The organism is Streptacidiphilus sp. MAP12-16 (assembly GCF_041262165.1).
Taxonomy (GTDB): Bacteria; Actinomycetota; Actinomycetes; order Streptomycetales; family Streptomycetaceae; genus Streptacidiphilus.
In genome coordinates, this window is record NZ_JBGCBY010000010.1 from 108273 (window position 1) to 128299 (window position 20027).

At 69.6% G+C, this 20027-nt stretch carries 21 protein-coding genes and 1 tRNA gene; 12 read left to right on the forward strand and 10 right to left on the reverse strand.

Translation table 11 applies throughout. The features are described 5' to 3' along the window. Positions 1–27: 27 nt before the first annotated feature. From ABIA33_RS15690 to ABIA33_RS15700, 3 genes are all read right to left on the reverse strand, one after another. Positions 28–101 (reverse strand) — tRNA-Met (locus tag ABIA33_RS15690). Positions 102–248: 147 nt separating this feature from the next. Next, positions 249–1082: a MerR family transcriptional regulator gene (locus ABIA33_RS15695; RefSeq protein ID WP_370081787.1), complete on the reverse strand. Its 834-nt coding sequence runs from the start codon at positions 1080–1082 to the stop codon at positions 249–251. Between the two features lie 138 nt (positions 1083–1220). Next, a complete protein-coding gene (locus ABIA33_RS15700; RefSeq protein WP_370081789.1) occupies positions 1221–1520 on the reverse strand; it encodes a GYD domain-containing protein in 300 nt (99 codons plus the stop codon). Between the two features lie 257 nt (positions 1521–1777). Between ABIA33_RS15700 and ABIA33_RS15705 the strand changes: the two genes are divergently transcribed. Both ABIA33_RS15705 and ABIA33_RS15710 read left to right on the forward strand, forming a co-directional pair. Continuing rightward, a complete protein-coding gene (locus tag ABIA33_RS15705) occupies positions 1778–2428 on the forward strand; it encodes a DUF4360 domain-containing protein (RefSeq protein WP_370081791.1) in 651 nt (216 codons plus the stop codon). A 125-nt stretch (positions 2429–2553) separates the two neighbouring features. Continuing rightward, positions 2554–3171: an HhH-GPD-type base excision DNA repair protein gene (locus ABIA33_RS15710; RefSeq protein WP_370081793.1), complete on the forward strand. Its 618-nt coding sequence runs from the start codon at positions 2554–2556 to the stop codon at positions 3169–3171. A 66-nt stretch (positions 3172–3237) separates the two neighbouring features. Here the strand turns inward: ABIA33_RS15710 and ABIA33_RS15715 are convergent, their stop codons facing one another. Beyond that, complete coding sequence (locus tag ABIA33_RS15715) at positions 3238–5499, reverse strand: MMPL family transporter (RefSeq protein ID WP_370081795.1); 2262 nt, start codon at positions 5497–5499, stop codon at positions 3238–3240. 313 nt (positions 5500–5812) lie between these two features. Further along, positions 5813–7096, reverse strand: coding sequence for an FAD-binding protein (locus ABIA33_RS15720; protein ID WP_370081797.1), 1284 nt, complete (start codon positions 7094–7096; stop codon positions 5813–5815). A 301-nt stretch (positions 7097–7397) separates the two neighbouring features. Here ABIA33_RS15720 and ABIA33_RS15725 point away from each other — a divergent pair, with 301 nt between their 5' ends. Beyond that, positions 7398–9161, forward strand: coding sequence for a putative Ig domain-containing protein (locus ABIA33_RS15725; protein ID WP_370081799.1), 1764 nt, complete (start codon positions 7398–7400; stop codon positions 9159–9161). A gap of 52 nt (positions 9162–9213) precedes the next feature. On the opposite strand, the gene ABIA33_RS15730 is transcribed toward ABIA33_RS15725, so the two are convergent. The 3 genes from ABIA33_RS15730 to ABIA33_RS15740 form a co-directional block, all read right to left on the reverse strand. Then, entirely contained in the window at positions 9214–9873 is a 660-nt protein-coding gene (locus tag ABIA33_RS15730; protein WP_370081801.1) for an NAD(P)H-binding protein, read from the reverse strand. 80 nt (positions 9874–9953) lie between these two features. After that, on the reverse strand, positions 9954–10595 hold the full coding sequence (locus ABIA33_RS15735; RefSeq protein WP_370081803.1) for a pentapeptide repeat-containing protein: 642 nt from the start codon (positions 10593–10595) through the stop codon (positions 9954–9956). Between the two features lie 56 nt (positions 10596–10651). Further along, positions 10652–11602: a helix-turn-helix domain-containing protein gene (locus ABIA33_RS15740; RefSeq protein WP_370081805.1), complete on the reverse strand. Its 951-nt coding sequence runs from the start codon at positions 11600–11602 to the stop codon at positions 10652–10654. Between the two features lie 86 nt (positions 11603–11688). Between ABIA33_RS15740 and ABIA33_RS15745 the strand changes: the two genes are divergently transcribed. The 7 genes from ABIA33_RS15745 (at position 11689) to ABIA33_RS15775 (ending at position 16925) form a co-directional block, all read left to right on the forward strand. Then, positions 11689–11979, forward strand: a complete 291-nt coding sequence (locus ABIA33_RS15745; protein ID WP_370081807.1) for a hypothetical protein — start codon at positions 11689–11691, stop codon at positions 11977–11979. Positions 11980–12085: 106 nt separating this feature from the next. Further along, positions 12086–12283: a hypothetical protein gene (locus ABIA33_RS15750; RefSeq protein WP_370081809.1), complete on the forward strand. Its 198-nt coding sequence runs from the start codon at positions 12086–12088 to the stop codon at positions 12281–12283. Between the two features lie 264 nt (positions 12284–12547). Continuing rightward, on the forward strand, positions 12548–12751 hold the full coding sequence (locus tag ABIA33_RS15755; protein WP_370081811.1) for a cold-shock protein: 204 nt from the start codon (positions 12548–12550) through the stop codon (positions 12749–12751). Positions 12752–12941: 190 nt separating this feature from the next. Continuing rightward, entirely contained in the window at positions 12942–13688 is a 747-nt protein-coding gene (locus ABIA33_RS15760) for a DUF4232 domain-containing protein (RefSeq protein WP_370081813.1), read from the forward strand. A gap of 115 nt (positions 13689–13803) precedes the next feature. Further along, a complete protein-coding gene (locus tag ABIA33_RS15765; protein WP_370081816.1) occupies positions 13804–14211 on the forward strand; it encodes a VOC family protein in 408 nt (135 codons plus the stop codon). 251 nt (positions 14212–14462) lie between these two features. Further along, complete coding sequence (locus ABIA33_RS15770) at positions 14463–16049, forward strand: APC family permease (protein ID WP_370081818.1); 1587 nt, start codon at positions 14463–14465, stop codon at positions 16047–16049. Between the two features lie 57 nt (positions 16050–16106). Beyond that, on the forward strand, positions 16107–16925 hold the full coding sequence (locus ABIA33_RS15775; RefSeq protein WP_370081820.1) for an alpha/beta fold hydrolase: 819 nt from the start codon (positions 16107–16109) through the stop codon (positions 16923–16925). A 74-nt stretch (positions 16926–16999) separates the two neighbouring features. On the opposite strand, the gene ABIA33_RS15780 is transcribed toward ABIA33_RS15775, so the two are convergent. Both ABIA33_RS15780 and ABIA33_RS15785 read right to left on the reverse strand, forming a co-directional pair. Then, the gene (locus ABIA33_RS15780) at positions 17000–17293 is read right to left on the reverse strand and encodes a GNAT family N-acetyltransferase (protein WP_370081822.1); all 294 of its coding nucleotides are present in this window, start codon (positions 17291–17293) and stop codon (positions 17000–17002) included. Between the two features lie 98 nt (positions 17294–17391). Next, positions 17392–17811 carry a winged helix-turn-helix transcriptional regulator gene (locus ABIA33_RS15785; RefSeq protein WP_370081824.1) on the reverse strand — a complete coding sequence of 140 codons (420 nt, stop codon included), beginning with the start codon at positions 17809–17811 and terminating at the stop codon, positions 17392–17394. Positions 17812–17995: 184 nt separating this feature from the next. On the opposite strand from ABIA33_RS15785, the gene ABIA33_RS15790 reads away from it, so the two are divergent. Continuing rightward, on the forward strand, positions 17996–18595 hold the full coding sequence (locus ABIA33_RS15790) for a flavodoxin family protein (protein WP_370082058.1): 600 nt from the start codon (positions 17996–17998) through the stop codon (positions 18593–18595). 594 nt (positions 18596–19189) lie between these two features. Further along, positions 19190–19963, forward strand: a complete 774-nt coding sequence (locus tag ABIA33_RS15795) for a hypothetical protein (RefSeq protein WP_370081826.1) — start codon at positions 19190–19192, stop codon at positions 19961–19963. Positions 19964–20027: the final 64 nt, after the last annotated feature.

Genomic DNA, 20027 nt, shown 5'->3' on the forward strand with positions numbered 1-20027 from the left:
GAGAACGCCGGGCCTACAGAGTTCAAGTAGCGGGGACAGGATTTGAACCTGCGACCTCTGGGTTATGAGCCCAGCGAGCTACCGAGCTGCTCCACCCCGCGTCGGTAGCTCAACTGTAGCAGAGCGCGCTGATCACTCCGGCGAATACCCAACCGGCCCGGAGCCGGCCAGGTATTTCGGCGGGTGTTCTGCGGGAGTTCGGAGGAAGTGTTCTGCCGGGGGAAGTGTTCAGCCACTGTTCCGCCGGGCTACGCCACCGGCGGCAGCGGCCCGATGACGTCGCTGACCGGGATGTCGGCTGCCACCTCGCGCGGGTCGGCGAAGAAGGTCTGCCGCGGTGGACCCGAGGGAGTGACCCCGTGCTCGGCGAACCATGCCTGCAGGGACTCGAAGGCGCGGAGTCCATCCGCCCTGGCGAGTTGGTCGTTGTTGAGCCGGACGTACGCCTCGCGGTGCGCAGGATCCTGGCGGATCGTCAGATCGGGGTAACGGGCCGCGAGTTCGTCGGCCGCCTCGGCGGGGACGGGGCGGCACCACTCGACCGGCCCGTCCGAGTCCGCGTCCACCTCGCCGTGGTAGACCATGAACGGCGCGCCTTCGAGTCCGCGCACCCCGGGTACGGACCCGTCCCCGAGGCGCAGGACCATGCTGGTGCTGAACTCGCCGATCTCGGCGACGGTGACGTGGCGCAGCGCGCAGAGCAAGGTCCTCTGCCCGACCTCGCGGGTGGCGACCTGGAACATGGCAACGGTCCTTCCTGACAGCTTCTCGATGAGGAAGTGGGCCAGCTCACGTCGCTGCCCCTGCTCCGCCTCCGCCTCGGCCCAGTACGCCGCGACCGCCTTGGCGGCGGCGTCCGGCTCCAGGTCGCACACGGACCGGATCCGGGCCAGCGGCATCCCGAGCCGCCGCAGCCACGCGACCAGCCGCGCCCGCTCCAACTGCTCGGGGCTGTAGAGGCGGTAGCCCGAAGCCGGGTCGGTCCGGGCCGGAACCAGCAACTCCAACTCGTCGTACAGGCGCAGCGCCTTCGGCGACAACCGCGAGGCAGCGGCGAAGGTGCCGATGGTCCAGAGCTCCATGACGGCTTCCTCACTCCGGGCGTCCGCCCGGTCGCACCGATGCTGGGCCTTGCCCCAGGGACAAGGTCAAGGGCACCCGACGAAGGCCCGGACCGATAGGTCCGGACCTTCGTCGTAGCCAGGCGAACTGAAGCGACCTCAGCCCGCGGTGGCCTTGGCGACAATGCTTTCCATCTCAGCTCGGTCGAACGCCCGCATCGTCGTGCTCCGGATATTACCGAGCGCGCCCACCCGCAGCAGGCCCGCGGTGATGGTCGCATCGTCCGGGGCCTCGACGATCGTGACGATGTCGTAGGGGCCGATCGTCCAGAAGATGCTGACCAGCCTTGCCCCGAGCTTCTCCAGCACCCCGGCGAAGGCATCGGCCCGCTGGGTGGTCTCCGGGTACATCCGGATCCCCTGCTCCGTCCAGCTCACCAGGACTACAAAGGTCGCCATTGACTTCCTCAATTCCGTGGACGCAATCCTTGCAACCATCATCAATTCCGGCCGTGCGTCACACCGGAACGGACGGGTGCGGCGTTTCACTGGAACTGAGCAACGGGCTTCCGCCAGCCGGGCTCCGGCAGCAGCTTCTTCGCACACACAGGTATGCGCTCCGCGGCCATTGCCCCGGGCCCGCAACGGGCCTACGGTGAGGTCCAGGCTACTTGTCATGTCTGCGACATATGCAGACCCGATCGAAGGGTCATCCCATGTTCGGTGCGTTAGCAATGAGCGGTGCAATGGCATCGTTGCTCGCCTCGTCGATGCTCGGCCAGGTCTCGCCGCAACGGCCCACCGACGTCCCCCCGCCCGGGAACGTCACCGTCGGACTCGTGACCGTCAACGGGTCGGGCTGTCCCGCCGGGACCGCAGCGGTCGCCGTCGCCCCGGACAACACCGCCTTCACCGTGACGTACAGCAACTACCTCGCCCAGGTCGGCGTGGGCGCGGCGCGGACGGACTCCCGGAAGAACTGCCAGTTGGACGTGCGGGTGAACGTGCCCCAGGGCTTCACCTACGCCATCGCCCAGGCTGACTACCGCGGATTCGCCAGCCTGGCGAGCGGCGCGAGCAGCATCGAGCGCGCGAACTACTACTTCCAGGGACAGTCGCAGACCACCAGCGCCAGCCACTCCTTCAGCGGCCCGCTCGACGACGACTGGCAGGCCACGGACGTGGCCGGAGTCGGGGCTGTGGTCTTCGCGCCGTGCGGGGAGACCCGCGACCTGAACATCAACACCCAGCTGCAGGTGAACCTCGGCACGTCGGACCCGGCGACCACGAACAGCTTCATGACCATGGACTCGACGGACGGCAGTATCACCACCGTCTACCACTTCTCCTGGAAGCACTGCCCCTGAGACACACGAAGGGCGGCGCCACGGGGCGAAAGTGATCCGCATTCGGGAAGATAGGGCGTGCGGACGAAAAGGAGGACGGGAAGCGGAAGCCGGGCCACCGGACCGGACCCGAGTCCCTGAACGCCATGGACATCACACTTCACCTCGCACAGGATCCCGAGGCCGACGCGTTGCTCAGTCGCAGCCCGCTGGCCGCCCTGATCGGCATGCTGCTGGACCAGCAGATCCCGATGGAGTGGGCGTTCTCCGGCCCGTACACCGTGCTGCAGCGCCTCGGCGGCGACGACCTGAACGCGCGCCGGATCGCCGCCTACGATCCGGACGAATTCGCCGCGCTCCTGTCGGCGAAGCCCGCCGTGCACCGCTATCCGGGTTCCATGGCCAAGCGGGTGCAGCAGCTCTGCCAGTACCTAGTCGACCACTACGACGGCGACGCGACCGCGGTGTGGCGCGACGCGGGCTCCGGCGAGGACCTGCTCGGGCGGCTGAACGAGCTTCCCGGCTTCGGCAAGCAGAAGGCCCAGATCTTCCTGGCCCTCCTGGGCAAGCAGTTCGGCGTGCGGCCGAAGGGCTGGCGTGAGGCCGCCGGCCCGTACGGCGAGAAGGGGAGCCACCGCTCGGTGGCGGACATCACCGGCCCGGAGTCCCTGGACCAGGTCCGCTCCTACAAGCAGGAGCTCAAACGGGCCGCCAAGAAGACCACCCCGAAGAAGACCACCGCGAAGGCTCCCACCGCGAAGTGACCGGCCCGCGAGACGGCCTGAGCTCCGGGCCGTCTCTGCGTCCGGCGACCCGCACCTCGGGTCCCCTCACTGCGACTCGCCCTCGGTGTCCACGTGGGGCAGGATCCGGTCCAGCCATCGTGGCAGCCACCAGGCGCTCCGGCCCAGCAGCGTCATCACCGCCGGAACGAGCAGCAGGCGCACGATGGTGGCGTCCACCAGCACGCTGACGGCCAGCCCCAGTCCCAGCATCTTGACCACGATGTTGTTGCTGAGGATGAACGCCGCGAAGACGCTCACCATGATCAGCGCCGCACAGGTGATCACCCGCGCGGTGATCTCCAACCCGTGGGCGACGCTGCCCTTGCTGTCATTGGTGCGCATCCACGCCTCGTGGACCCGCGCGAGCAGGAAGACCTCGTAGTCCATGCTCAGGCCGAAGACGATGGCGAACATCATCATCGGCACGTAGCTCTCGATCGGAACCTTGCCGGAGACCCCCAACGCGGGCCCGCCCCAGCCCCATTGGAAGACCGCGACCACGACACCGTAGGAGGCGGCGATCGAGAGCAGGTTGAGCACGGCCGCCTTGACGGCGACCAGGAGTCCGCGGAAGACGATCAGGATGATCAGGAACGCCAGGCCGACCACGACCGCGATGATGACCGGGAGACGTCGGGCGATGATCTCCAGGAAGTCCAGCTGGGCGGCGGTCGTCCCGGTGACGTAGGCCTTCGCGGCCGTTCCCGACACGCCCTGCGGCAGTGCGTCGTCCTTCAGGTGGTTGAACAGCCGTGTGGTGGCGGCGTCCTGTGGTGCGCTGGTCGAGACGGCGGTGGCGATCAGTGCCTGGCCGTCGCTGGTGGGCTGGAGCGGGGTGATGCTCGCCGCGTCGGGGACGCCGGTGAGGGCTTTCTGCAGGTTGGCCGACAGCGCGGCGCGGTCCGAGGACGGCACTCCGCTCTGGTCGACGACGATGGTCAGCGGGCCGTTGGCGCCAGGCCCGAAGCCCGAACTGATGAGGTCGAAGGCGCGCCGGTCGGTGAAGCTGGTGGGGTCCGCGCCGTCGTCGATGTGCCCGAGCCGGATGGAGAACAGCGGGATCGCGAGGACCCCCACGACCACCAGCCCGCCGACGAGGAACCACCACGGGCGGTGTTCCACCCGCTGCGCGTAGCGGTGCCATCCGCCGTGCGCTTCGGCGCCCGTCGGCGAGGTGCCCTCAGCGACGGGGGTGCGTACGGAGTAGCGGTCGATCCGGCGGCCGACCAGCCCGAGCAGCGCCGGGACCAGGGTGATCGCACCGAGGACCGCGACGACCACGGTGACGGCGGCCGCGGCGCCGAGCCTTCCGATGAAGCTGACTCTCGACACGTAGAGGCCGGCGAGGGCGACGATGACGGTGCATCCGGACACCAGGACGGCGCGGCCGCTGGTGGCGACCGCCCGGCCCGCTGCCGTCACCGGATCCGCGCCGTCGATGAGCAGCTGCCGGTGACGGGTGATCAGGAACAGGGCGTAGTCGATGCCCACGCCAAGCCCGATCATCGTCGCCAGGGTCGGTGACACACTCGCGAAGGTGAAGGCCGCGGCCAGCAGGCTCAGGCAGCTGAGTCCGACGATGACGCTGATCAGTGCGGTGAGCAGCGGCAGCCCGGCGGCGATGAGGCTGCCGAAGCCGATCAGGAGCACGACCACCGCGACGGCGAACCCGATGGCCTCGCTGGTCAGGTCGGCGGCCTTGGGTCTGGCGAGCTCGCCCAGCGGTCCGCCGTACTCGACCTGGACGCCGGCGGCCCTGAGCGGCGCGACCGCGCCGTCGACCTCGCTGAGATAGGACTGGCCGAACGAGGTCGGGTTGGAATCGAACCGGACGGTGATGTAGCCCGTCTTGCCGTCGGCTGTGAGCGCGCCGGTGGACTGCGTGCCGGAGGGGGGCGGAGAGCCGGACGTGGAGCCCGTTGTGGGGGGTGGCAGTGGGTTCGCCACGGAGAGCACGTGCGGGAGGTGCTGCAGCGAGGCGACCGTCTGGTCGACCTGGCTCTGGACCGCGGTCAGCGGGCCCTGGGCGTCGTGCAGGACGATCTGCGCGCCGATGCCGCCCGCGCCCGGCGAGTGGGCGCTGAGCACGGCGAGGCCCTCTTGGGACTGCGTTCCGGGCAGCGAGAAGTCGTCGGAGTAGGTTCCGCCGACGGTGTTCTGGAGCGTGTGCAGGCCGCCGAGGGCGACCAGCCACAGGACGATGACCACGACGAAGCGGCGTGCACACCACCGGCCCAGGCGCTGCAGACCGCCCAGGTCCGCTGAATCTGACGCCTCGCGTGTACTCCTGCCGTCCGGTGAGGCCATGCTTGCTCCCAGAGGATGTGACCATCGATCAGCCGAGCTGCACTGATGAACTTTTGTCCCATATCTGACGCTAGGCCCCTGGTCAGCTCCGTCAACGCCGCGACACACGCCCATTGGGGGGCCGGGGGGCGGCGCGTGGACCATGGTCACGGGCACGAATTGGTTGCGGCGGCTGATATTCCACAGCGTCTCGGAGCGGCGCGCGGGAGGGGCGCGGGAGAAGCCGCCGCAGGCGGCGCAGGCCCGGACGCCCGCGGTCGGGTGACCGCAGCGGGCCGCCGCAGGGCGTCACGGGAGCCGGCAGGTAACGTGCCTATGCCGCGCCGCCCTGGTACACGCTGTCGACGAAGGCGTTGCGGAACTTGCCCGCCGGATCGTGAAGGTCCATCAGCTTGCGGAAGTCCGAGGCACGTTCGTACAGCTCCGCGGCCGCACCGGGCGTCGCGCTGAAGAGCTTGCCCCAGTGCGGCCGGGCACCGAGGGGCGCCAACTGCTCCTCGACGGCGGCGAGGACGGGGGCGACCGCCACCGGGTCCTTGATCCAGGTGAGGTGCACGGCGAGCGAGTCGCGGTGGTAGGCGGGGCTCAGCCACAGCTCCTCCGCCGCCACGGTGCGGAGCTCGGAGACCTGGAGCACCGGGGCCAGCCGAGCACCGAGGGCGCGCAACGCCGCGAAAGCCGCGGGTGCCGCCTCGCGCGGGAGGAAGAACTCCGACTGCAGCTCCTCCCCCGAGCTCGGGGTGAAGTCCGGGCGGAAGTGCGGCAGCCGCTCGTGCCACGGCCCGGGGACGCCCAACTGCTCTGTGCAGTGGGTCGCGGGGACGCCGGGGACCGGGTGATGCGGACGGTCGGCGGGGGTGGCGCCGAACCAGGTCCGGGCGGGCGGCCCGCCGTCGGCCGTGTCGCAGCGGCGCTTGAGCCAGAGCATCGCCTCCGGGGCATGCCAGTCGGTGAAGGCGCTGACGCTGTAGGCGGCGCCGAACACGTCCGCGACGTTCTCGGCGAGGGCGTCCAGCGCCAGACCGGTGTAGACGTGCTGGGCGACGTCGAAGGTCGGTTCGACGTCCAGGGTGACCGCGGTGACGACCCCGAGCGCGCCGAGGTTGACGGCCGCTCCGTGGAAGGCGTCACCGTCCGCCTCTCGGCTCAGCCGGACCAGGTCGCCGTCCGGGCCGACGAGGTCGAGCGCGGCCACCGCAGAGGCCAGACTGCGGTTTCCGTCGCCGGAGCCGTGGGTGGCGGTCGCGCAGGCGCCGGTCACGGAAATGTGGGGCAGCGACGCCAGGTTGGCCAGGGCCAGGCCCTCCGCCTGCAGGTGCGCGGCGACCTGCGCGTACCGTAGCCCGGCCGCGACCGTGACGGTCGAGCGCTCGTGGTCGACGCTGATCTCCGCCGGCAGTCCCGCGACGGAGACAAGCGCGCCGCCCGCGTCGGCATCCGCGATGCGGTTGAACGAGTGACCCGAACCGAGCACGCGGACCGACGGAGCCCCGGCCACGACGCGGCGCAGTTCGTCCACGGTCGCCGGACGGTGGACCCGCGTCGCCGAGAACGTGACGTTCCCGGCCCAGTTGGTCACGGTCTCGCTGCTGGGCATTCGACTGCTCCTTCACGGGGGCCTGCTGTGAGCGCTCACAACAGTAGTCGACCACCTCAACGCCGCCTTCGTGGCCCTCGCCGCCCCGCCTCCCGCTGCCAACGGCACCCGCCCGCACCGCCTCCCACTCCGTCCCCCCGCACTGGCTCCGTCACATGCCGCACGTTTGCCATGTTCCGTTCAAGTCTTTGTTGCCCGACCATGGTGGAACACACCACGGCGCACACCCATGCTGGTCTCCGGCATTGCGCCTACGCGCGTAGCGCAAGCCTCAGTCCCCACAGCTCGAGGAGTTTGACGGATGATCAGTATTCAGCTCCCATCTCGCCGCGGCCGGGCGGCACTCGCCGCCGCCGCCGTCCTGGCCGCGCTCGCCTCGGTGGCCGTCGGCCAGCCGGCGGGCGCGGCGCCGGCGCGAAGCGCTGCCGCGAAGGTCCCGGCGGCAACCGCCCAGCATCGGGTGCTCTTCGACAACAGCAAGTCCGAGACCGCGGGCAACGCCGACTGGATCATCAGCACCGGCCAGCCTGACCCGCTCGCCCAGAACGCCAACCCGCAGTCGGAGACCGACTGGACCGGAGCGATCTCCGCCTGGGGCGTCGCCCTGCAGAAGACCGGCAACTACAGCCTGAAGACGTTGCCCGCAGGCAACACCATCACCTACGGCAGCACCTCCAACGCTCTCGACCTCTCGAACTTCGACACCTTCGTGCTACCCGAACCCCAGGACCAGCTCAGCCCGTCCGAGAAGACCGCCGTGATGACCTTCGTCCAGCACGGCGGCGGCCTCTTCCTGGTCGTCGACCACACCGGCAGCGACCGCAACAACAACGGCTGGGACTCCCCCGCCATTGTCAACGACCTGCTGGCCAGCAACGGTGTGGACAACAACGACCCGTTCGGCTTCTCGGTCGACCTCAAGAACATCGTCACCGACAACCCGCGGGCCATCTCCGACGCGTCCAACCCGGTCCTCAACGGCCCGTTCGGCACCGTCACCGGCAGCATCCTGCGCAACGGCACCACGTTCACCCTCAACCCGACCGACAACCCCTCGGTCAAGGGCCTGGTCTACCTCAGCACCGGCTCCAGCGGGGGCAACACCAACGCCTTCTTCGCCACCAGCACCTTCGGCACCGGCCGGGTCGCCGTCTGGGGCGACAGCTCGGCGATCGACGACGGCACCGGCCAGAGCGGCAACAACCTCTTCAACGGCTGGGACGACCCGGCCGGCACCAATGCCGCACTCGCCCTGAACGCCACCGCCTGGCTCGCCACCGGCTCCGGCGGCACCACCACCGGAAGCGTCAGCGTCACCAACCCGGGCAGCCAGACCGGCACCGTCGGCACCGGCGCCAACCTCCAGCTCGCCGCCACCGACACCGCCGGAGGCACCCTGAGCTGGGCCGCCACCGGTCTGCCCGCCGGACTGACCGTCGACTCCGCCACCGGCCTGATCAGCGGCACCCCGACCACCGCAGGCAGCTACACCGTCTCGGTCACCGCGACCGACTCCACCGGTCCTTCGGGCACCGCGACCTTCGGCTGGACCGTGGCGGGTTCCGGAGGCGGCGGCTGCACCGCGGCACAGCTCCTCGGCAACCCCGGCTTCGAAACCGGCTCCGCCGCGCCCTGGACCGAGACGGACTCCGCCGGCGGCAGCGTCATCAACAACAGCTCCACCGAGCCCGCCCACAGCGGCAGCTACGACGCGTGGCTGGACGGCCGGGGCAGCACCACCACCGACACGCTCGCCCAGACGGTCACCCTGCCGACCGGCTGTGCCAACGCGACCTTCAGCTTCTGGCTGCACGTCAACACCGCCGAGACCACCACCACCAAGGCCTACGACACGCTCGCAGTCCAGGTCCTGGACAGCTCCGGCAGCGTGCTCGCCACCCTCGCCACCTACTCCAACCTCAACCACGCCAACGGCTACACCCAGCACAGCTTCAGCCTGGCCGGATACGCCGGACAGACCGTCACCCTCAAGTTCAGCGGCGCCGAGGACTACACGAAGCAGACCTCGTTCGTCCTGGACGACACCGCCGTCACCGTCTCCTGACCGCCAGGACCACCCGGAATGCCGGCAGAATGCCGGCACCCAGGACGCCGGCTCAGACAGCCACGTCCCGCACCGCCTGCTCGGCCTGGACCTCCCCGCTGACGAGCTCGAGAATGAGCCCGCTCGTCCGCGGGGTGTTCAGCAGTTCCGCGATCGCCAGCGCCACGTCCTGACGCGGAACGCTCCCGCGCCCGGTGTGCTCGGCGAGGGCGACCCGGCCGGTGCCGGGCTCGTCCGTCAGCCGGCCGGGCCGAAGGACCGTCCAGTCAAGGCCGGCGCGCGCGGTGACGTCCGCGTCCGCCGCGCCTTTCGCGCGCAGATAGGCCGCGAACACCGGATCGGTGCCCGCCGGTGGTTCGCGGTCCGCCCCCATCGACGAGAGCAGCACGAACCGACGCACCCCGGCCAGCTCAGCGGCGTCCGCGAACAGGACGGCCGCGGCCCGGTCCACCGTGTCCTTGCGGCCGGCCCCGCTCCCGGATCCGGCCCCGGCCGCGAACACGGCCGCGTCCGCCCCCGCGAGCACCTTGGCGACCTCCTCGACCGTGGCGGACTCCAGGTCGCAGACGGCCGCCTCCGCTCCGGCCGCACGCAGGTCGGCCTCCTGAGCGGGTTTGCGGATCAGGCCGACCGGCGTGTCACCACGCTCGGCGAGCAGCCTTTCCAACCGAAGTGCGATCTGACCGTGTCCCCCGGCGATGACGATACGCATGTCCCCGATCCTAGGCGCGGACGCCGACGCCGGCCTCCGCTCGCCACGGCTTTCCGTCGCGACGGCTTTCAGTCGCGCTGTCAGCGGACGCGCAGCCCCAGCGCCGTGGCGATGACCGCCGCCTGCTCCAGGTCGATCATCGCGCCGCCCAGCTCCACGGTGAGCGGGTCGAGCGAGGACAGGTCGCTGCCGCGCAGGTCGGCGCCGCTGAGTTTGGAGCCGCGCAGCATCGCCCCGGAAAGGTCCGAGCCGGTGAGGATCGCCTTCTCCAACCGCGCGGCGGTCAGGTCGGCCTCGCGCATCCGGACGTTCTCGAAGGTCGCCTGGCGAAGATCCGCGCCGGGAAGGCCGACGAAGGACCAGTCCCCGCCGGACACCTTGAAGAGGGTGAAGGTGGACCGCTGGAACAGACTCCCGACCAGCTTGCAGTCGGAGAACTGGGTGTCGAAGAAAGTGCAGCCGCGAAAGGTGCAGTTGGTGAAGGCCGCCCCCGCGTGCCGGGAGGCGTTGAAGCGCACACCCGCGAAGGTGCACTCGTCGAAGACCGCGCCCTGGGTGGTGACCTCCGTCCAGTCGGTGTCGAGGAAGCTGTGGCGCGCGTACCTGCCGCCGGAGAGGTCCCGTCCGTACCAGTCCTCGTCGCGGACCACGAGCCGCTCGTCCGGAATCGGGGGTTCGTTGGAGACGGGATCCACGTTGGCGCGAACGGGTCGAATCGGCATGGCTTCATTCAACACCGAGGGTCCGACAATCCGGCCGTGCCGAAACCCGGGCCGACTCAGCGGTGGGCGAAGGTACGGCGGTAGTCCATCGGGGTGATCCCGACGGTGCGCCGGAAGTGGTGCCGGAGCAGCGCTGCCGTGCCGAAGCCGCAGGCGCGGGCGATCTCGTCGATGCCGAGCGACGACTCCTCCAGCAGTCGCCGGGCGTGCGCCACCCGCTGCGTGGAGAGCCAGCGCTGCGGGGTGGTGCCGGTCTCGGCGGCGAAGCGGCGGGCCAGGGTACGCGACGACAACTGCGCGCGGCGGGCCAGCGAAGCCACGCTGTGGTCGGTCTCGAGGGTGTCGAGCATCCAGGCGAGCAGGGGTTCCAGGCTGTCCGCGTCGCGCTCGGGGATCGGCACTGCGATGTACTGTCGCTGTCCGCCGTCGCGCTGCGGGGGCACCACCATCCGCCGAGCGATGGCGGTGGCCGGCCCCGATCCCAGTTCGCGGCGTACCAGGTGCAGGCAGGCGTCGATGCCCGCGGCGGTCCCGGCGCTGGTGATGATGTCGCCCTCGTCGACGAAGAGCACGTCAGGGTCGAGCTTGGCCTCGGGGAAGCGTTCGGCGAACTCTGCGGCGTGCCGCCAGTGGGTGGTGCAGCGGCGCCCGTCGAGCAGACCGGTCGCGCCGAGCAGGAACGCGCCGCTGCACACGGTGAGCAGGGTCGCGCCCCTGGCGGAGGCGGCCCGCACCGCGTCGAGCACGGCCGGCGGGTATCCGTCGCGAATCGTGAAGGCGGGGATGGCGACCAGGTCGGCGCCCTCCAGCGCGTCGAGCCCGTACCGGGGAATGACCTGCGCGCCGACGCTCATCGACAACGGCTCGCCGGGGCGCTCACCGCACACCCTGAAGTCGAAGGGTGGCACCCCGTCCTCGGTGCGGTCGATCCCGAACACCTCGCAGACCACCCCGAACTCGAAGGGGGCGACCTCGTCGATGAGTACGGCGGCAACGGTCCTCAGCATGCGGGAAGTATATCTGGCAGGATTTTGTAGGTACAGGTCTTCACTGCCACTTATGGCAGGATGTTGTCGGGAGAATAATAAGTGACATGACGTACACACTCATCGCACTCGTCCTGATCGGCCTCCTCGCCTACGCCCTCGAGCGCAACCACCGCCGTCAGGTCGGCCCGCGACCCCCGCTGGCCGGCAGCAGCGACGTCATGGACCGGGACGCCCAGCGCGTCGAGGCAGAACTCACCTACCTCTCGGGGTCGCTGAGCCACCGTCAGCCGACGGTCCGAAACAGCAGGACCGCGACGGCCCAGGAGCCGAAGACCAGGAACGCACCCAGGCCGGCGGCGCTGGGTCGACTCGGTGCGGCCGGCCGCACCAGGTAGACGGCACGAGTTGACCCGCGAGTGAACCGATGACCGGCGATCCGCGTACCTTGCTGAGGACGCGCCACCGCACCTGGCCGGCGGCCATTCTGGAGCGGAGTTCGCCATGTGGATCCGAGGCATCGTCGGCATCGTCCTGGTCGCGATCGGAGGCGTCTGGATCGCCCAGGGCACAGGCGCGTTGCGCGGTTCGATGATGAGCGGTCACGGCCAGTACGCCGTGCTCGGCGTGGTCGCCGTCGCGGTCGGGCTGGCACTGGTCGGCTGGGCCTGGCTCATCCGCCGCCGCAGCCCCCGCGCGTGACGCGGTCCCCGCTGCGACGTGCCACGACAGCGCAACGCGAAGGCCGTTACGGACAGCGACCTGCTGTTGTATGCCTGCACACCGTAGCCAACCGAACGCAGATCCGATAGTTTTTCCGGCAGCAGTCGTGGTTCCGAAGTCTCACGTGCCCACGGTCCCGCACCGTGGGCACTGTGCTGTGTCGCAGTCGGAGGACCAGGGCGATCACCTCAACCCTGAGGGCGTGCACCAGGTACGCCCCCGTACTCCTGAACAGGAAACAGCATGGCAACTGGCACCGTGAAGTGGTTCAACTCGGAGAAGGGCTTCGGCTTCATCGCCCAGGACGGCGGCGGCGCCGACGTCTTCGCCCACTACTCCAACATCAACGCCCAGGGCTACCGGGAGCTTCTCGAGGGTCAGGCCGTGGAGTTCGAGATCGCGCAGGGCCAGAAGGGCCCGCAGGCCGAGAACATCCGCGTCATCTGACACGGCCCCGCAGCGCCCCGCGCCCACCCGGGTGCGGGGCGCTGCGCCGCGCAGAGGTACGCGGGAAAACTCATCGCCGGCCCGCCCGCCTACGCGTTGCCACGTCGCGGAAGGTGAACGCCGGATGCACGGCGTGGGACGGCGGAGCGATTTCGCCGGCCGCCGCGGGCGCGGACGTTACCGTCGCCGCATGGGCATCTTCCGGGGGCGTGCACTGATCGGCGCGGTGCTGCTGGCTACGGTTGCGGGCTGCGCCACGGCAGTGGGCGGGCCGGACCCGACGGCCCCTCAGGCCGCACCTTTCGGCGCGGCCGGCACTGCGCAGAGCGCCAGTCAGAGTGCAAGTCCGAGCGGCGCGCGGCCTCCAGCGGCCGAGCCCGCCGCGACACCTGCGTCCGCCACACCCAGCGCGGCCTCCCCGGCGGTGCCCACGGCGGCTGCCCCGATCCGAACCTGTGCCTCCGGCGACCTCGCCGTCTCGGCCGGGGTCGACGGAGGCCTGGTGCCCGACGGCAGCGGGGAGACCATCACCAGAGTCCTGCTGCGCAACGTGACGCACTCGCTCTGCGGACTGGACGGATGGCCGGGGCTCGCGCTCTACGGCGACGACACCCTCGTGGTCTGTTCCGCCGGGCAGCCCACGCCGAACTGCGGCTCGGTGGTGAGCAAGACCGAGGCGCGAACCTTCACGGTGACCCTCTCGCACCGGCGTCCGCCGACGGAGGTCCTGCTCGCCCCCAAGCAGAGCACCTCCTTCGCCCTGCTGTGGGTCTCAGCGTTCGGCAGCGTCTGCGCAGGCGGCCGCTTCGAGGCGAGCCCCTACGGCGGCGACATCCGGATCCCCGGCGACTCCCACCCGCTGACCCTCGCCCCCTTCCCGCAGATCCAGCCGTGCGACGGCCACCTCGAGGTCACCACGTTCGGCTCGAACTTCTGAAACCGGGCTCAGGGCATGCAGGTCGGTCTTAAGATCATGTGTACGGCATCGCGTGTCGGTCACCGGTCGGGTGAGGCATGGAGGTGCCCGTGAGTGCCTTACGGAGGCATCCACCGTGTCAGTCGAGTTGAACCACACCATCGTTCACGCCCGGGACAACCGGGAATCCGCCGAGTTCCTGGCGACCGTCCTGGGCCTCGAGGTCGGGCCCGAGTGGGGCCCGTTCGTCCCGGTCGCCACCGGCAACGGGGTCACCCTGGACTTCGCCACCGTCCCGGCGGGGTCGATCACCGTGCAGCACTACGCGTTCCTGGTCTCGGACCAGGAGTTCGACGCCTCCTTCGAGCGGATCCAGCAGGCCGGGATCACCTACTTCGCCGATCCCTACCGAGCGCAGCCGGGCGAGATCAACCACCACCACGGTGGGCGCGGGCTCTACTTCCTGGATCCGGTCGGGCACGGCATGGAGATCATCACCCGCCCCTACGGCAGCCACGAACAACCGCCCACAGCGGCGTCCTGAGGCGGACACCGGCCGGGGCACGACGCCCCGGCCGGCCCCGGCCCCGCCGGCATACCCCGCCGCGTCCCTGCGCCGGGGCCCCAACCGAGCGAATCTGCTGCCTGAAGTGGCGCCGATCTGTCGCCGAAGGACAATGGGGCCCTAACATCCGGCCATGACGCGCGTCACATCCGTCTCGCCCCTCGGTGACGCCCGGCCGCTCGTACCCACGCCCGGTTCCAGGTCCGACCGCGAAAGGCACGGGATCCCCGATGAGCAGTCCCTCTGGCAGATCCGCAGCACCCGAGTCCCTCCCCCCGCTCACCACCGGCTCCGGCGCGGGTGAGAAGGGCCTCAAGAACAACGCCCTCGGCCTCTTCTCCTCCGTCGCCATCGGGCTGGCCTCGACCGCCCCCGCCTACAGCCTGGCCGCCACCCTCGGCGTGATCGTGGCCGGGGTCGGGCTCCAGGCGCCCATCATCACCATCCTGGCGTTCATCCCGATGCTCCTGATCGCCTACGCCTACAAGGAGCTCAACCAGGTCGACCCGGACTGCGGCACCACCTTCACCTGGGCGGCGCGGGCCTTCGGCCCCCGTACCGGCTGGATGGGCGGCTGGGGCATCATCGTCGCGGACATCATCGTCATGGCCAACCTGGCGCAGATCGCCGGCTCCTACGGATTCCAACTGTTCGGCTTCAGCAGCCTGTCCTCCAGCACCCTGTGGACCACCGTCGCCGGGGTGATCTGGATCATCGTGATGACGGCGATCTGCTACGTCGGCATCGAGGTGTCCGCCGCACTGCAGCGCTGGCTGCTGTGCATCGAGGTCGCCATGCTGGTCGTCTTCTCGATCACCGCCCTGGTCAAGACGTACTCCAGCAACGCCCCCTCGACCTCGATACACATCTCGGCGTCCTGGTTCAACCCGTTCAACGTGACCTCCGCGAGCGCGCTCACCGCCGGCATCCTCTCCGCCGTGTTCATCTACTGGGGGTGGGACACCGCAGTCTCCGTCAACGAGGAGACCGCCGACAAGGAGCACACCCCCGGTCGCGCCGCCGTCATCTCCACGGTCCTGCTGCTGCTCATCTACGCGCTGGTGTCCACCTCCGCGCAGGCCTTCGCCGGAGTAGGCGACAAGGGCATCGGCCTCAGCAACCCGGACAACGTCGGCGACGTCCTCTCCGGCCTGGGCAACGCTGTGTTCGGCAGCAAGGGACTCGGCTGGTTCATGGCCAAGCTGCTGATCTTCATGGTGCTCACCTCCGCGGCCGCCTCCACCCAGACCACCATCCTGCCCACCGCGCGGACCACCTTCTCCATGGCCGTCCACAAGGCGATCCCGGCGAGGTTCGGCTACGTCCACCGCAGGTTCCAGACCCCGACGTTCTCGACCGTCGCCATGGGCCTCGCCTCGATCGCCTTCTACGTCCTGCTGGTCAAGATCAGCACCAACGTGCTGACGGACTCCATCGCCTCGGTCGGTCTGGGCATCGCCTTCTACTACGGCCTGACCGGGTTCGCCTGCGTCTGGTACTTCCGCAAGGTGCTCACCCGCAGTGCCCGCGACCTGTGGTTCAAGGGCATCATGCCCGGCCTCGGCGGCCTGATCCTGCTCTACTTCTTCTGCTATGCGGCGTTCGACGTCTACGCCAGCCCCACCTACGGCAGCACCTCGATCGATCTGCCGATCTTTGGCCCAACCGGTGGCGTGACCGTGATCGGCCTGGGCGCGCTGCTGCTCGGCGTGGTGCTGATGCTGATCCAGTGGGCGGTGCAGGGTTCGTGGTTCCGCGACCCCGACGTGCCCGTCAGCGCGGCGAGCCACGACGAGGAGGTCGTGTCGAGCGTCTGACGCGCCGGCCGGCACGACGACAAAGACCGGCCGGCACGACGACAAAGAGGAGAGTCCATGAGCACCGCCACATCCACCGTCACGTCCAAGGACGGCACCGAGATCGCCTTCGACCGGCTGGGCAGCGGCCCGTCGGTGATCCTGGTCGACGGCGCGCTGTGCTACCGCGCGTCCGGACCGATGGCGCCGCTCGCGAAGGATCTGGCCGCGCAGTTCACCGTCTACACCTACGACCGGCGCGGCCGCGGCGAGAGTGGCGACACCAAGCCCTACTCACCGGAACGCGAGATCGAGGACATCGCCGCACTGGTCTCGGAGGCCGGTGGCACGGCGGCTCTCTTCGGCGCCTCGTCCGGGGCTGTCCTGGCCCTCGACGCCGCCGCCCGGCTTGACGGCGTCTCCCGAGTCGCCGCGTACGAGCCCCCGTTCGTCGTCGACGACACGCATCCCCCGCGTCCGCAGGACTACCTGGACCGGATGGACAGGCTGGTCGCGTCGGGGCAGCGGGGCGCCGCGGTCAAGATGTTCCTCAAGTCCGTCGGCGTGCCGGGCGCCGCTCTGGTCGTCATGCGGCTGCTGCCGGTGTGGTCCCGGCTCACGTCCGTTGCCCACACGCTGCCCTACGACTTCAGGGTCCTGGGCGACACCGGGTCGGGCAAGCCCTTGCCCAAGGACCGGTGGGAGTCCGTGAGGGTACCGGTGCTGGTCATGGACGGCGGCAAGAGTCCGACCTGGATGCGCAACGGGACGCGGCAGCTCGCGGAGGTGCTGCCGAACTCCGAGTACCGCACCCTGCCCGGCCAGACGCACATGGTGAAGGCCGAGGCGGTCGGGCCGGCGCTGGTGGAGTTCTTGGGCGACTCGCCGGCGAAGTGAAGCGGCGAAGGCGGCTCCGGGTAGCGGGGCCGCCTTCGCCGTCGTCGATCAGTCCCCTCGGTCAGTCCCGCCGGTCAGTCCTGGGCGTCCGGCAGGTACTCCGGGTGGCGGACCAGCCATTCCTTGAGGAACGGGCAGGTGACCTTGACCCGGATGCCGCGCTTGCGTCCGTCGTCCAGCGCCGCGCGGGCGAGTGCACCGCCGACGCCCATGCCCTCGTACTCCTCGTCGACGACGGTGTGCTGGTAGTCCACCTGCTCGTCGTCGCGCAGATAGGACAGGTAGCCCGCCAACTCGCCGTCCAGCCGGGCCTCGAAGCGGTGCGACTGCGGCACGTCGGTGACGGTGACCCTCGCCTCGGCGCTCATGATGCGTGATTCTCTGTCATGGCCCCATCCTGGCCTGGCTCCGCCGCCTCCGCATCCCTGCCCGCGGCAGGCCGCCGACTTCGGGAAGTGGCTGCCCGTCAGACCTGGGCCTGGCTACGGTCGTAGACCTGCTGGGCCGCGAGCACATCAGGCATGTGCGCCTCCAGGTCGTCGATGAGGCTCATCAGCTTGTCGGAGATCCGACTCCCGAGCGGGGTGAGGCTGTACTCGACGCGCGGGGGGATCGCGGTCCGGACCTCGCGGTGGACGAATCCATCACGTTCGAGCGCCTGCAGGGTCTGCGCGAGCATCTTCTCGCTCACCCCGTCGACACGGCGCCGCAGCTCGTTGAACCGCAGCGGCCCCTCGTGCAGGCCGCCCAGGACGAGGCTCCCCCAGCGTCCGGTGACATGTTCGAGCGTGGGGCGGGAGGGGCAGTTGCGGGCGAACGCGTCGAACTCCGCTTCCAGGCTCTGGCAGGTCCCCGGCGGAGTGCGGACCGTCTCAGAAGTGTCCATAGAGCCATGCTACCCGTTCCGCAGCGCTTTCTCATGGGTTGCGCTTTCGATTAGAAAGTGTCAGCGTAGTTGCGTCGGCGCCAGAGCGCCGCACACCCAGCGAAGGAAAAGTGCCATGAGCCGCTTCGGCTCCCATCGCAAGAACCAGTCCAGCAGCCAGGAGGCAGCAGCCGTGTCGACCCCCGTGACCACCCCCGTCGTCTCCATCGCCTACCACTCCGGCTTCGGCCACACCACCGTCATCGCCGAGGCTGTCCAGCGCGGCGCCAAGGACGGCGGCGCGGCGGTGAACCTGATCGCGGTGGACGAGATCACGGACGCCGAGTGGGAGTCGCTCGACGCCTCCGACGCGATCGTGTTCGGCTCGCCCACCTACATGGGCACCGCCTCTGCCGCCTTCCACGCCTTCGCCGAGGCCAGCTCCAAGCGGTGGTTCGGCAGCGCCTGGAAGGACAAGCTCGCGGCGGGGTTCACCAACTCCGGATCCAAGAGCGGCGACAAGGTGCACACCCTGCAGTTCTTCGGCATCCTCGCCGCCCAGCACGGCATGAACTGGGTCAGCCTCGGCCTGCACCCGGGCTGGAACAACTCCGAGGCATCCGAGCACGACCTCAACCGCCTCGGCATCTTCCTGGGCGCCGGCGCCCAGTCCAACAACGACCAGGGCCCCGAAGCCGTCCACGGTGCCGACATCGCCACGGCCGAGCACCTCGGCCGCCGGGTCGCCGAGCAGGCAGCGATCCAGCTCGCCGGCCGCGCCGCCCTGGCTGCCCGCGCCGCCTGAGCCCGGTCGACGACGCAGTCGAGGTCCCGTCCGATCCTCCGATTCGCGGGGGGATCGGAGGGGACCTCGGGCGTGAGGCGGCGGGCGTGAGGCGTCGGCTTGTCAGACCCGGGTGCTGTGATGGACGACGGACGGGGACCTCGACCTGCTGCGGCGTACCAACGCGCCGGAGATGACCGAACACCTCGGCGGCCCGTCCTTCCGGAGTTCCAGCGCCGGGGCATTGCGTCCGCGACCGTCGCCCAGTCGGTGGCCGCCGCAGCCGAGCGGAAGCACCGGTACCTGCATGCCTTCCCGTCGGTCGACAACCCGGCGTCGAACGCGATCTGCATCATGCGTTGCAACGACTGGCGGCTGGATCTCGCGGCCACCACATCCCCCTGAGTCACGCTTGCACTCCGTTATGGCTTTGGTACCGGGAGTTGCGGACATCTCCTGTGGGTGAAGACTTCCGCCCCCTAGGGTTTGCATAGCTCATCCGAATCCGTCCGGTTTGTCTGGGCTGCGTTGCGGCGCCTGCTATGACGACGATTTGGACAATGTGAGCGCGACCTTCGAGTACGGCTCAGGTACGTGAGACATGGGGGGAAAACCATGACGGTCCAACCAGACAGAGGACAAGCTCCACCCAGCCCGCCTCCGGCGGACCAGCCGGCTCCCGGGGGGCCTGCCGCAGGTCCGCGGGGAAAGGGCCTGGTTGCCACCCTGGGCAACATCAAGGACATCCTGACGAATGTCTACGGCATCATCGCCGTGGCCGGGTCGATCCTCACCAGCTTCGGGCTCGGCGCTGCCGTCGGGCACGTCGCCACCACCGCAACTCCCGCCCCGGCTCCGACAGTCACGGTCGTCCGGACCGTGCCCGCAGCTCCGCCGAGCAACGGGCCTGCCGCCACACCGAGTCCGACAGCCACCGACCAACCGACCTCCGCGCCGAATCCCACCGCAGCAACCAGCCTGTCCCTGCTCAAACCGCTGCAGAACAACAACGCCGGGAACATCGTCATCGGACCGGTGCAGATCGGTACCACGCCCTTCCCACAGAGCGTGCGATTCAACTGCACGGGCGGCTACAACTCGTACGTCGTCTACAACGTAGCCGGCTTCGCGTTCCTGGACGCGACCGTCGGCGTGCCCAACGACGCCACCAACGCGGCGGGGAACACCGCGACCATCGGGTTTCTCAAGAACGGCTCCACCACTCAGCTGAGTCCGCCGATCGCCGACGTCATCGGCCAGCCGCAAAAGATCCACCTCAACCTGCAGGGGTCGGCTCAGTTGGAAATCACGTGCAACGCCACCAGCAATGCGAACCACAACGCGGTATCCATGGATATTGCCCTGGGGGACGCGACGTTGACACCCTGACCTGACTCCCGCTGCCCGCTGCCCGCTGCCCGTTCCACAAGAAACCCACAAAGGCGCGTCCTAC

Excerpts from the sequence above, each read along its gene's own strand:
- ABIA33_RS15695 (WP_370081787.1), bottom strand. The coding sequence starts at position 1,082 with ATGGAGCTCTGGACCATCGGCACCTTCGCCGCTGCCTCGCGGTTGTCG.
- ABIA33_RS15700 (WP_370081789.1), bottom strand. The coding sequence starts at position 1,520 with ATGGCGACCTTTGTAGTCCTGGTGAGCTGGACGGAGCAGGGGATCCGG.
- ABIA33_RS15705 (WP_370081791.1), top strand. The coding sequence starts at position 1,778 with ATGTTCGGTGCGTTAGCAATGAGCGGTGCAATGGCATCGTTGCTCGCC.
- ABIA33_RS15710 (WP_370081793.1), top strand. The coding sequence starts at position 2,554 with ATGGACATCACACTTCACCTCGCACAGGATCCCGAGGCCGACGCGTTG.
- ABIA33_RS15715 (WP_370081795.1), bottom strand. The coding sequence starts at position 5,499 with ATGGCCTCACCGGACGGCAGGAGTACACGCGAGGCGTCAGATTCAGCG.
- ABIA33_RS15720 (WP_370081797.1), bottom strand. The coding sequence starts at position 7,096 with ATGCCCAGCAGCGAGACCGTGACCAACTGGGCCGGGAACGTCACGTTC.
- ABIA33_RS15725 (WP_370081799.1), top strand. The coding sequence starts at position 7,398 with ATGATCAGTATTCAGCTCCCATCTCGCCGCGGCCGGGCGGCACTCGCC.
- ABIA33_RS15730 (WP_370081801.1), bottom strand. The coding sequence starts at position 9,873 with ATGCGTATCGTCATCGCCGGGGGACACGGTCAGATCGCACTTCGGTTG.
- ABIA33_RS15735 (WP_370081803.1), bottom strand. The coding sequence starts at position 10,595 with ATGCCGATTCGACCCGTTCGCGCCAACGTGGATCCCGTCTCCAACGAA.
- ABIA33_RS15740 (WP_370081805.1), bottom strand. The coding sequence starts at position 11,602 with ATGCTGAGGACCGTTGCCGCCGTACTCATCGACGAGGTCGCCCCCTTC.
- ABIA33_RS15745 (WP_370081807.1), top strand. The coding sequence starts at position 11,689 with ATGACGTACACACTCATCGCACTCGTCCTGATCGGCCTCCTCGCCTAC.
- ABIA33_RS15750 (WP_370081809.1), top strand. The coding sequence starts at position 12,086 with ATGTGGATCCGAGGCATCGTCGGCATCGTCCTGGTCGCGATCGGAGGC.
- ABIA33_RS15755 (WP_370081811.1), top strand. The coding sequence starts at position 12,548 with ATGGCAACTGGCACCGTGAAGTGGTTCAACTCGGAGAAGGGCTTCGGC.
- ABIA33_RS15760 (WP_370081813.1), top strand. The coding sequence starts at position 12,942 with ATGGGCATCTTCCGGGGGCGTGCACTGATCGGCGCGGTGCTGCTGGCT.
- ABIA33_RS15770 (WP_370081818.1), top strand. The coding sequence starts at position 14,463 with ATGAGCAGTCCCTCTGGCAGATCCGCAGCACCCGAGTCCCTCCCCCCG.
- ABIA33_RS15775 (WP_370081820.1), top strand. The coding sequence starts at position 16,107 with ATGAGCACCGCCACATCCACCGTCACGTCCAAGGACGGCACCGAGATC.
- ABIA33_RS15780 (WP_370081822.1), bottom strand. The coding sequence starts at position 17,293 with ATGAGCGCCGAGGCGAGGGTCACCGTCACCGACGTGCCGCAGTCGCAC.
- ABIA33_RS15785 (WP_370081824.1), bottom strand. The coding sequence starts at position 17,811 with ATGGACACTTCTGAGACGGTCCGCACTCCGCCGGGGACCTGCCAGAGC.
- ABIA33_RS15795 (WP_370081826.1), top strand. The coding sequence starts at position 19,190 with ATGACGGTCCAACCAGACAGAGGACAAGCTCCACCCAGCCCGCCTCCG.